The organism is Pseudomonadota bacterium (genome assembly GCA_027620075.1).
In the GTDB taxonomy this organism is placed as follows: Bacteria; Pseudomonadota; Alphaproteobacteria; order Rickettsiales; family UBA6187; genus 1-14-0-20-39-49.
This window is the reverse complement of sequence record JAQCEY010000001.1, coordinates 405077-415370: the sequence shown is the minus strand read 5'-3', so window position 1 is coordinate 415370 and position 10294 is coordinate 405077. Positions and strand designations below refer to the sequence as shown.

The 10294-nt window shown below is 38.1% G+C and carries 13 protein-coding genes; 5 read left to right on the top strand and 8 right to left on the bottom strand.

Translation table 11 applies throughout. The features are described from left to right. Positions 1-83: 83 nt before the first annotated feature. The 8 genes from O2942_02170 to O2942_02135 form a co-directional block, all read right to left on the bottom strand. Positions 84-782, bottom strand: coding sequence for a hypothetical protein (locus O2942_02170; protein ID MDA0781053.1), 699 nt, complete (start codon positions 780-782; stop codon positions 84-86). Then, the gene (locus O2942_02165) at positions 779-1459 is read right to left on the bottom strand and encodes a hypothetical protein (protein ID MDA0781052.1); all 681 of its coding nucleotides are present in this window, start codon (positions 1457-1459) and stop codon (positions 779-781) included. Before O2942_02165 ends, O2942_02170 begins: the two co-directional genes overlap by 4 nt. A 45-nt stretch (positions 1460-1504) precedes the next feature. Then, on the bottom strand, positions 1505-2107 hold the full coding sequence (locus O2942_02160) for a protein phosphatase CheZ (GenBank protein MDA0781051.1): 603 nt from the start codon (positions 2105-2107) through the stop codon (positions 1505-1507). Positions 2108-2132: 25 nt separating this feature from the next. Beyond that, on the bottom strand, positions 2133-2519 hold the full coding sequence (locus tag O2942_02155) for a response regulator (GenBank protein MDA0781050.1): 387 nt from the start codon (positions 2517-2519) through the stop codon (positions 2133-2135). A 112-nt stretch (positions 2520-2631) separates the two neighbouring features. Next, complete coding sequence (locus O2942_02150) at positions 2632-3300, bottom strand: hypothetical protein (GenBank protein ID MDA0781049.1); 669 nt, start codon at positions 3298-3300, stop codon at positions 2632-2634. Between the two features lie 26 nt (positions 3301-3326). Continuing rightward, positions 3327-3989, bottom strand: coding sequence for a DUF6468 domain-containing protein (locus tag O2942_02145; GenBank protein ID MDA0781048.1), 663 nt, complete (start codon positions 3987-3989; stop codon positions 3327-3329). After that, positions 3989-5035 carry a flagellar motor switch protein FliM gene (fliM, locus tag O2942_02140; GenBank protein ID MDA0781047.1) on the bottom strand — a complete coding sequence of 349 codons (1047 nt, stop codon included), beginning with the start codon at positions 5033-5035 and terminating at the stop codon, positions 3989-3991. The genes O2942_02145 and fliM overlap by 1 nt, the downstream gene beginning before the upstream one ends. 56 nt (positions 5036-5091) lie before the next feature. Continuing rightward, positions 5092-5697 (bottom strand): flagellar basal body-associated FliL family protein, encoded by a 606-nt coding sequence (locus O2942_02135; GenBank protein ID MDA0781046.1) that lies wholly within the window; start codon positions 5695-5697, stop codon positions 5092-5094. Between the two features lie 435 nt (positions 5698-6132). Between O2942_02135 and O2942_02130 the strand changes: the two genes are divergently transcribed. The 5 genes from O2942_02130 to O2942_02110 all read left to right on the top strand — a co-directional run bounded on the left by O2942_02130 (position 6133) and on the right by O2942_02110 (position 10098). Beyond that, positions 6133-6915 carry a flagellar hook basal-body protein gene (locus O2942_02130; GenBank protein ID MDA0781045.1) on the top strand — a complete coding sequence of 261 codons (783 nt, stop codon included), beginning with the start codon at positions 6133-6135 and terminating at the stop codon, positions 6913-6915. A gap of 12 nt (positions 6916-6927) precedes the next feature. Continuing rightward, on the top strand, positions 6928-7713 hold the full coding sequence (gene flgG / locus O2942_02125; GenBank protein MDA0781044.1) for a flagellar basal-body rod protein FlgG: 786 nt from the start codon (positions 6928-6930) through the stop codon (positions 7711-7713). Positions 7714-7743: 30 nt separating this feature from the next. Continuing rightward, the gene (gene flgA / locus O2942_02120; GenBank protein ID MDA0781043.1) at positions 7744-8493 is read left to right on the top strand and encodes a flagellar basal body P-ring formation chaperone FlgA; all 750 of its coding nucleotides are present in this window, start codon (positions 7744-7746) and stop codon (positions 8491-8493) included. A gap of 178 nt (positions 8494-8671) precedes the next feature. After that, the gene (gene flgH / locus O2942_02115) at positions 8672-9427 is read left to right on the top strand and encodes a flagellar basal body L-ring protein FlgH (protein ID MDA0781042.1); all 756 of its coding nucleotides are present in this window, start codon (positions 8672-8674) and stop codon (positions 9425-9427) included. Positions 9428-9531: 104 nt separating this feature from the next. Further along, on the top strand, positions 9532-10098 hold the full coding sequence (locus O2942_02110; GenBank protein ID MDA0781041.1) for a hypothetical protein: 567 nt from the start codon (positions 9532-9534) through the stop codon (positions 10096-10098). Positions 10099-10294: the final 196 nt, after the last annotated feature.

Below are 10294 nucleotides of genomic sequence, written 5' to 3'. Positions count from 1 at the left end.
TATATAGTATATATGCAATCATATAACCGCAATATCTATACAAAAAGAATAAACATATTCTACGATATTTTCAACCATTATTTTCAGTCCGGGCTATTAATATATGGGCGTACTATTATATCTATTCTGTTTAAGGATTTATCATCTAAGCCGGATGGCTTTTCATTTTTTACCATTGCTTCCAGCTTTGATAAGTTGCCTGCATCCCGCATGCCGGAGGCTAATTTAACGGCTCTGGATAACGCAAGTTTCAAGCTGTCGGTGTGTTTGCTTTCGTCATTTTCGTTTATGTATCCGAATACCTCGATACGGTTTTTTACTCTTTGTAAAGCATCGCCGATAATAAATAGTAGTACTCTGGAATCTTCAGTCAGAACAGGGGAGTTGCCTTCAAATAAGTTTGGGCCGTTAATCTTGATTATTAAACTATTTGCGTCTTTTTCCAGTTTTATATTATTTTTTAAAAATGCGTCATCTTTTATTTTACTTTCAATTACCGCTTCAAGGTAGTCAATATCGGTACCTTTATTTATGGTAATTTTAGTGGCATGCAGGTTAGTAACTAATTTCTTTTCAATCACCTTTGCAGCTTTAAAAGATTCTCCCATTGATTCCCTTAGCTTATCCCACTGACCTTTTTTTATTGAAGTTGTCGCGTATATCAAAATAAAAAATACCAACAACAATGATAAAAGGTCGGCAAAAGTCATCATCCAATTGTTGTTACTTGTCGTCTCTTCGGTTTTAAATTCGTGTAAAAAATGTTCGTTGTTTTGGGTCATTTGTCGAGCAGACCTTCAAAAAAATTATCTGATTTCTTAACATTTGTTTCGATTATTAGATATTGTTCATTGTTAAATGCTATACCTGCCGTTATATGTTTTTTTTCAATATTATTATCTAAAAATTTCTCAACGATATTTGTCGAGCGTTCTTTATCTATCTCAAACGCATCTTTATTATCAAGTAAAGAGAAGCCTTGTGAATCGACTTTTATATTTATCTTTACATCAACCCCTCTTCTGTCAAGGGATATTGTTTTAACCAGCCTGTTGAAAAGGCTTTTTTGAAATTCAATTATATTTGCCGAGTCTTTTTCAAATACCTTCCTAAGCGGTATTTTTATCATCATTTTGTAGCCCTTTCTCTCTACGGTGAACTCATCAGGCTTATAAGCACTTTTTAGCTCTTTTTCCACATCATCAAAATATGTAGTGACAATTTGTGAGAACGAAAAAAACAATGCCTTGTTCTCTAAGTCGGTTCGACCTGAGCCTGAAGAAAACGACTCTTCGATACTTGAAATAGCCTCTTCCTTTTTCTTTTGGTTTTCATCGGATATGCTGTTCAATAAGATAAAAAAGGCTAATATAACTAAGTATAAGGGGACAAATAAAGCGAAAGCTCCGGTTTGTGAAGGCTCAATCTCGTAGTTAGTTTTGTCGTGCTGCTGTTCCATTACAAAACTATAATAATATAATAGCTTAAAAGTTGAAATTTAAGACTAGACACTATCAAATAGTTTGTCAATATCATCCTGATTCGGTGAGTCTTGATTGGACCCGGGGCCTTTCATTAAGTGGGCATCGCCTCGTTCATCTTTGTTTATATCCTCATAAGAATATTTCGAAAGTATGTGTCCTGCGGAGTGTTCAATGAAATCAAGTGCTTTTGATATTTTTTTAATGCGTTGTCCTGTTATGTCCTGAAAGTTGCAGGCTTCAAAAATTATCATTACATTGTCTGTAATACCCTTTGAAACCTCATTTTCAGGGCTGTTTAAAATTATTTTCTGTATATTCTCAGCCGAGTCAAGTATCGTATCTGTTGCCTGCTCCGTTGACTCTATAACTGCATCAAGCTCCGAAGACGCTGATTCTATAACGTTATCCTTCTTGCCGTCATTAAAGTCCATTTTGGCAGAATGTGCCGTATCGCCGATTGCTTTTATTTCTTCGAATAATTGACTATCATATTTATTGCAGTGAGTTTTAAAAAGTAAAATCAAGTCGGAAACAACTGATTCTACTTGATTAAGCTCCACATTGTTACCGTTTTTATCTTTTAGGCTACATAATTTATAATATAAGTCTTTGGATAGCTCCATTTTTTTATCCCCAGTTACGAAAATGTTAAAATTCTCCTAGTACTGCCGTTAATTTGTTTTTTAATGTATCTACATTAAACGGTTTAACTATATAGTTATTAACCCCTGCCTGTTTTGCTTTTATTATATTTTCAGGCTTGCTTTCGGCAGTAATCATTATAAACGGTACTGTTCGTATATTACCGTCAGACGAACGAATACTTTGTAACAATTCAAAGCCGCTCATGGGTTCCATATTCCAGTCGGAAATTATCATTTTATATTCTTTTTCTGAAATCTTTGCCAAAGCTGATTGACCGTCAATTGCTTCATCAATGTTATTAAAACCTAGCTGTATTAAGAGGTTGCTTACGATTCGTCGCATTGTTTTAAAGTCATCAACAACTAAAATACTCATATTCTTATCAACCATTACCACATGCTCCTTTATAGATGGGTTTTTATGCCTGTGTTGCAATTTTCAATTGCATTATTATGGCAGAGCTTCCATCTTAGAGGGTATGGTATCAAAGTTTTGTTAAAATTTAGTTAACAACTAATTTACGCTGTGTTGCGAGCTTTTCGGTGATGACCTTAGCCTTGTCAACATTCATTTTGTCCATTATTTTGGCAAGGTTTGCTTCCTTCATCTTGCCGGCTATTTCAACAATTATCTGCATGTCCATGCTTTCAAATACCTGTGCAGCATTTTGCGGTTTCATATTCTCATATATTTTTACAAGCCGGATGATTTTCTTGTTTTCTTTTTCATTATATTCTTCAAGCAAGCTGCTTATGTCTTGTTTTAGCTCTTTTAGCTCCTCCATTTTATGGCTAATTTTTTTTTCGGTGGCGTTAAGTATGTTTTCTTTCATCGCAATAGACTTGCTCCAATCTTCCAGTTCCTTTCTGCGGTTGGCAAGATTCTCAAGCAGATTCCTTTCCATTTCTGTCATGTTAGTGACTTCAAGCTCTTTTGGCCCCGCACCTGAATAACCCGGACTTAACACCGCCTCTTCGTCGGAAGATTCGCCGTCTGGCAGGCCTTCTTCCCCTTCCTCAACTTCAATTTCTCCTTCTTGAGCCAGAGCCTCAAATTGAGATACCAGCTTATCGGAAGGGGCGTTAGCTTTTTCGATAATAGCATCAAACACCTTTACAACTATAGATGTAAAAGCAAAAAATAGAATAAGGGGTAATATCCTTAGCCTCATGACGTTATAAAATCCGTATAAAATTATTATTTATCACCATATCCGATGGCTTTTAACATATCGGCAACTATCTGTTCTTCATCTTTTTCATTATTATTGGAAAAAGATGAAACAGGTTTGTTTGTTTTTATATTGTTTTTTTGAGTTTCTTTATTCTCGTTTATCTGTTCAAGTAATGATTCAAGGGCTTTTGCTTTTTTTGAATCAACAAACGGTTTGATATTATTTTCCTGTGGCTTTGTTTTTGAATTGCTTAAGGAATTTTGTTGACGCAGTGCTTTTATTTCTTCGGGATTAGGGCTTGTAAAGACATGGCTGCCCTGTGAAATGTCGGGAGTAACCGGCTTGACAGCCTGAATGACTGCCGCCTTTTTTTGAGCTTTTTTAACTTTGTCGTCCATGACCTGAGTAACTTTTTCGGCTTTTTCAGTTAAGAATGCCAGATCATCAATCAGTACATATCCCTTATCCATTTTATCGCTAAGTAATCCTGAAATCTCGGTGCTGACTTTTTTGAGGTCGTCAATACCTATTTGAGCTTGCAGTATAGTCTCATCAAAGCTCTTAAAAAGATTTGCCAGTTCTTTCTTGCTTTGCTGCAATATAGATATCTTACGGTTTAGTATCACACCGTAAACTATTGCTACCAATAATAATGAAATAACTATGATATCCAGTATTTCTGCCATTAATCGCGTTCTCGCATGTTTTTATTTATAACCTGACTAACGGCGATTGCCACGTCTTCTTCTACCTTGCCGATCTTTCCTTTTAAAACACGAATACCTTCGCATGTAAGGTCTATATCTTCACTTGCTTTATTATCTAAAATTATAGTGTCGCCGACTTTGAGCCTCATTAATTTTTCCATTGTGGTTTTCTTTTTTCCCAAGATAGCCTTAACCACCACATCAGTGTTATATATTTCTTTACCTAAATGCAACTCCCATATTGAATCTTTACCGAAAGATTCGCCCATAAAGGTCTGGGTAAGTAATTTTTTGATAGGCTCTAAGGTTACAAGAGGGAACATAACCTCTATATTTCCCCCGCGTTCTTCCATATCGACACGTAATTGCAGCAGTACAACGGTATCTGACGGGTGTGCTATTGTTGCAAATCTCGGATTTGTTTCTATTCTTTCGAACTGGAATGTTGCAGGGCTAAGAGGGTCAAATGCCGCTCCCATATCTAAAAGTATAAGTTCCGTTACCTGCCTTACTATGCTTTGTTCAATAGAAGTATAGGGGCGACCTTCAATCCTTATAGGGCGATTGGATTTTCTGCCGCCGAACAAAACATCAACCATCGAATAAACGATAGAACCGTTATATGTAACCAGAGCAAGGTTTTCCCACTCTATTGCCTTAAATACCGAAAGTATCGCAGGCATGGGTATCGAGTTTACGTAATCACCGAACCTAAGTGACGTAATTGAGTGAATATCAACATCAACGTTATCGGAGGTGAAGTTGCGTAAAGAGGTGGAAAGCATTCTGACGAACCTGTCGAACACCACTTCAAGCATCGGGAAGCGTTCATAAGAAAGCAATGCCTTGTCAAGCATAGCCTCAATGCCGGTCTTTTTTTCATGAACGGGGGCGGCACTAAAGCCGAGAAGATTGTCTATCTCGTCCTGAGACAGAGCTTTCGAGTCATCGCCACCGCCACCGCCTGCCATAGCTTCCATGGCTGCCGCCATTTCCTCTTCTGTTTGTTGCCCTTCTTCTGCCATAGCTTAAATTCAAACTCTTAATGTTAACGCAATTGTGCGTTTAACGTATTGTAAACCTATTGTACTAATATTTCCTTAAACAAAATGTCATTTATTTTAGCAGGGTAAACTATTTTGTTTATTCTAAGCAAAAGTTCTTCCCTTAAGCGGTAAAGACCTGCCGAGCCTTGCAAGTCCTCCTGCCGTAATTCCCTGAGATAAACCTGAAAGCTATCCCTTATTCTAGGCATTTTTGATTCAACCATAGGTATTTGCGATTCACCTGCAAGCTCAAGGGACACGGTCATTTTTAAAAAACTCGGTCTTTTACTGCCCACATTGAGGTTGGCAATAAATTCTTCCATATCGTAGAAAACTGTTTTTTCAATTACACCGTCTTCACCGACAACTTCTTCGCCCTCTCTTATCTCGCCACTGCTTACTTCTATCTTTTTATTAAAAAATCCCATAAAATATGCTGCGGCACCACCACCGCCCGCTAATAGCAATACTAAGACAATTATTATAAGCTTAAGTTTGCCGCCTTTCTTTTTCTTCTTTTTTTCGCCGCCTTCTTCACCTTCACCGCCATCTTCTTCCCCTTCCCCTTTGGCTTCCTCAGCTTCATTTTCGGAGGTGTCCTCGTCCTTTTTCTCCTCAATATTCTTTTCTTCTTCAGCCATTAATTACCTATCGGTTTAGATTCAAGAGGTGTAAAATAACACAATTACACAAGTTTAATCATATGCATATGTAGAGTAATTCTCAATAGAAAAACACTAAATATAGTTAGTTTTTTTGTATGTGTGTCCAAATTGTTGTGGATAATAATTGTGTTTGTGTTAAGTGGCTGTGATAAGGTGGGCTAGTTAGGCAAAATTTTCTGTTGTTAGGAGAAAAAAATGCCGTTTGAGTTTATTCTTTGTGTAAAATAATAGTCGTTAATTTGGTTAGCCATTGAAAATGAAGGGGTTTTTGAAACTGGCATGAAAAGTGCGTATCAGTTAGGTACAATTTATTTTAGCATGTAGGCTAAAGCGGTATTTTTGACAATGGGTTTTTGATACTAAAATTGGCAGGTAGCCCGAAAACTAAAAGAACGGTTTAGGGTATTTAAAATGAGATTTATGAAAATTGCGACGATAATTTCGTTCGTATCGGTTATATCGGTTACAGGTGCATCCGCGGATAATTCTTTATATGTGTTGGCTGCCCGTCAGGGTGACCTAAATAAGACTATGAGCCGTATCTCCGATATGGTAGCCAATGTTAATACAACAGCATTTAAGGCTGAGTCGGACGTTTACGACGAGCTTGGCGAAAGAATGGATGACCGCTCCCATATATCATTTGGGACGATATCCGCTTCAAAGCGTGATTACTCACAAGGCAACCTGATAGCGACTAAAAGGCAGCTTGATATTGCCATAAACGGTCCGGGGTTCATTATGGTGGACACTCCCCGCGGTATCCGTTTTACCAGAGGCGGCAATCTGGCGGTTAACTCCGAAGGTTCGCTTGTTACTAAAGAGGGCTACCCTTTGTTAGGTCCGGGTGGCGGTACGGTTGAATTAACCGAAGAAGACATAAATATTATAATAAGAGAAGACGGTCTGGTTTCTGCCGGAGCCGAGGAAAGGGGACAAATAGGAATATTCGAGTTTGCAAATTATCAGGCTTTGGTAAGGGAAGGGCAGGGATTCTATAAAACCGACCGGACACCTATACCGAGTGAGGAGTCAAAAGTTGTGCAGGGCATGATAGAGGCTTCAAACGTTAACTCGGTACGTGCCATGACTGATTTAATAGAAGTGTCACGTAATATTGAAACTGTAAAGATGCTTCAAAGGGATATCCACGATATCAAACTAAATTCAATAAAAACGTTAACAAGGCAATAAGGGAGTAAGATAATGCAATCACTACACACGGCAGCAACCGGAATGCAGGCGGCAACAACCAACATAGATGTTATTGCCAACAACCTTGCCAACCAAAATACAACCGCATATAAGCGTAAGAGAGCCGAGTTTCAGGACTTGCTATATGTTCATGATAAAAGAGTTGGTACTCAAACGTCCGATGCAGGAACAATCCGTCCTACTGGAATACAGATAGGATTGGGGGTTTCAACCGCTGCGGTATATTCCATTGCCGAACAGGGTGCTTTTGAACAGACAAGTAACCCTTTTGATTTGGCGATAAACGGAAAAGGATATTTCAGGGTAAGTCTACCCGATGGAACGGAGGCATATACAAGAGCCGGTGCTTTTCAGGTAAACGGTGACGGTGAGATAGTTACGGCGGACGGATATACCGTTTCACCCGGAATAACGATACCTGATAATTCAAGCAGTGTTACCGTCAATAATAGCGGAGAGGTTATAGTTACGATTGCCGGGCAGACTGCTCCTTCAAATCTGGGGCAGTTTGAGCTGGTCAGGTTTATCAATGAGGCAGGGCTTGAATCTGTGGGACAAAATTTGATGGTTGAAACCGAGGCTTCCGGTCCTCCTACGGACGGAACACCTAATGAAGACGGATTCGGGGCTATCACACAAGGGTGGCTGGAAGGTTCTAATGTGATTCCTGTTACCGAACTGACAAATATGATAAAGGCTCAACGTGCCTTTGAAATGAATATTAAGGTTATGGAAGCTACCGACGAGAGTATGCAAACATTAAATCAGGCGGCGTAATTAAATATAAAAAAGGAGTAGAGGGCGGAAATGTTTAAATGTTTGGTTATATTTTCAATTGGTATGTTGTTTGGAGTACCTTTTTCAAACGCTTCGGAACAAATGTACACTGAAGAAAGTATCTTTGAAAATATAAGCGTTATAAGCGTCGATAAGATAGAAAGTATGATATCAGACTCTCTAATGGACGAGTTGCAATCGGACAGGATTGATATTGAGCTTAGAAGTTACCGAAAGGGAGTTCAGTTCGATATTGAAAAAGAATATTTTGATGTTGAGATAGTCGAATATGATATTAACAAGAGAGCTAGGCGTTTTGATTATAAGGTGTCTTTTACGAACGGTGATTTTAGGCAAGTTCTGGATATAAACGGTTCTTATGATGAGATAATAAGTATCCCGTCACTTGCTACACGCATTCCTTTTGGAACTGTTATAACCGAGGACGATATCGAATTTATTGATGTTCAAGCTCATAGGCTAATGCACGATACCGTTACAGACCCTAGTGAGTTGATAGGAAAAACATTAAAAAATTCTAAGTCTGCCTTGCGTCCTATACGTGGCAGGGACGTACAAAACAAACAGATAGTTCAGCGTACCGATAACATAGATATTGTATATGAGACTCCGTCTATTACCGTTACCGCAAAAGGAGTAGCTATGGAAAGCGGTGCGAGGGGAGATGTTATAAGGGTGAGAAATACAAGCAGTAATAAGATAGTGGAGGCTATGGTGAAAAATTCAACATCGGCTATAATCAATGCAGGGCAATTATGATTTTTACAGTACTTACACTTTTTAACAATACTGTCATCCCCCGAATTTTCGTAGAAAATTATAGGGGGATCTCATTTAAATTTATTCAGATCCCCGAACAAGTCGGGGATGACAGTCCTAAATATTGAAAAGTTAAAACACTATAAATGATTTTGTCATGGGTGAAGGTGGATAAAAAATGCAAATAAATAATTTAAGTAAAGCAATATCGATTTTGTTAGTCACTACCGTAGTTTCAGGTTGTGGGGATTCATTAAGTGAAATGAAAAATATAGGTAAAGAGCCTCCGTTGGAGAAAATGGAACTGCCTATGTCCAAGAGAAGTTATGAACCTGTTGAGTGGGAGGAGGAAGAAAGCGAGTTGCAGCCTCAATACGCTAATTCTCTTTGGCAGCAGGGAGCCAGAGCTTTCTTTAAGGATATGAAAGCACGAAGGGTGGGAGATATTTTAAAAGTTGTTGTAAAGATACAGGATAAAGCAGAGCTTGAAAATTCGACACAGCGTAGCCGTTCTACCGATGAGGATTCAAACGCAGGGTCGGTTTTCGGTATTCAGGATAAACTTCTTGATGTTATACCGGGGACATCGCCTGCCTCATTTTTGCTAGACGTAGCTTCAACTGGTACTTCCTCAGGTACCGGTACGGTGGATCGTGAGGAGATAATAGAAACCGAGATAGCTTCGATGGTTACACAGATATTACCTAACGGAAATCTTGTAATTCATGGCGATCAGGAAATAAGGGTAAATTTTGAGGTTAGAAAAATAACTGTTGACGGAATCGTAAGGCAGGAAGATATAGCAGCGGATAACTCCATTGATTCGAACCAGATAGCCGAGGCTCGTATCTCTTATGGAGGCAGAGGACAGCTTACAAATGTTCAGCAGCCGAGATACGGAACTCAAATTCTTGATCTTTTAACGCCTTTTTAACATTTTTCGGCGGGCTGTATCTAAAAATATACAACTATGCTGTTTTGTGTTATAGCAGTTTTGTTATTTGAAAATACGCTTATTACAAAACTGAAGAGGTCGAAATGCCGTCCGGACAAGGTCTTACCGAGTATCAAAAATCTAAAATAAGAAATACGTATCAGCATGAACTTGATGATATAGATTCTACGGAAGAAGTAAAAAATAACCTTCTAAGAAAAACAATCGATCCAAAAACAACTCCTTTATACGCTCAAGCTTTCTTTAATCCGAAGAAATTTGAATTAGCTAAAGCTAAAACAGACAATGAAATTAACGTAGTCCCAAAAGGTACGGTAAGAGAATATATTCTTGAAACTTTACAGGATTCTTTAGAAAAAAGTGATTTCCCAAAAATATCCGAAGATGATACAAAGGAGCTTATGAGTCAGTTTAACGACAATAAATCCTTGCTCAGAAGGGGAAATGTTCAGCGTTTGAATGACGCTCATTCAAGTTTCACATCTAGGTGGGTTGAAGGCGTTGAAAGAGTAGGCAGAAACAGTGGTGCTTTTGATATGATAGAGAGAATTAACAGAAGATTAGATGGTGTTAATGATATAACTCATAAATTTGTGGATAAGTTAAACTGTTTTAAACGTGATGATGACCCTAATAACAGAGGGCGTTAAAAAAAATCGGCATTGCCGACTAAACATAGTTTTTGTCATACTGAAACAAGTTCAGAATGACATTAATCAGAAATATACTAATTCAACAATGTCGTTGTTTTTTAAAAATTAACAAAAACTCAAATTTTTCTCAAAAATTAATTCACTCGTTAACGGTTTATTAAGAAATGGCTGTTAATTTCTCCTCAAGGCTCAA

What these genes read in the sequence shown, in the direction of transcription:
- O2942_02110 (MDA0781041.1), top strand. Translation starts at nt 9,532, where the DNA reads ATGCCGTCCGGACAAGGTCTTACCGAGTATCAAAAATCTAAAATAAGA.
- O2942_02135 (MDA0781046.1), bottom strand. Translation starts at nt 5,697, where the DNA reads ATGGCTGAAGAAGAAAAGAATATTGAGGAGAAAAAGGACGAGGACACC.
- O2942_02145 (MDA0781048.1), bottom strand. Translation starts at nt 3,989, where the DNA reads ATGGCAGAAATACTGGATATCATAGTTATTTCATTATTATTGGTAGCA.
- flgA (MDA0781043.1), top strand. Translation starts at nt 7,744, where the DNA reads ATGTTTAAATGTTTGGTTATATTTTCAATTGGTATGTTGTTTGGAGTA.
- O2942_02165 (MDA0781052.1), bottom strand. Translation starts at nt 1,459, where the DNA reads ATGGAACAGCAGCACGACAAAACTAACTACGAGATTGAGCCTTCACAA.
- flgG (MDA0781044.1), top strand. Translation starts at nt 6,928, where the DNA reads ATGCAATCACTACACACGGCAGCAACCGGAATGCAGGCGGCAACAACC.
- O2942_02160 (MDA0781051.1), bottom strand. Translation starts at nt 2,107, where the DNA reads ATGGAGCTATCCAAAGACTTATATTATAAATTATGTAGCCTAAAAGAT.
- flgH (MDA0781042.1), top strand. Translation starts at nt 8,672, where the DNA reads ATGCAAATAAATAATTTAAGTAAAGCAATATCGATTTTGTTAGTCACT.
- O2942_02170 (MDA0781053.1), bottom strand. Translation starts at nt 782, where the DNA reads ATGACCCAAAACAACGAACATTTTTTACACGAATTTAAAACCGAAGAG.
- fliM (MDA0781047.1), bottom strand. Translation starts at nt 5,035, where the DNA reads ATGGCAGAAGAAGGGCAACAAACAGAAGAGGAAATGGCGGCAGCCATG.
- O2942_02150 (MDA0781049.1), bottom strand. Translation starts at nt 3,300, where the DNA reads ATGAGGCTAAGGATATTACCCCTTATTCTATTTTTTGCTTTTACATCT.
- O2942_02130 (MDA0781045.1), top strand. Translation starts at nt 6,133, where the DNA reads ATGAGATTTATGAAAATTGCGACGATAATTTCGTTCGTATCGGTTATA.
- O2942_02155 (MDA0781050.1), bottom strand. Translation starts at nt 2,519, where the DNA reads ATGGTTGATAAGAATATGAGTATTTTAGTTGTTGATGACTTTAAAACA.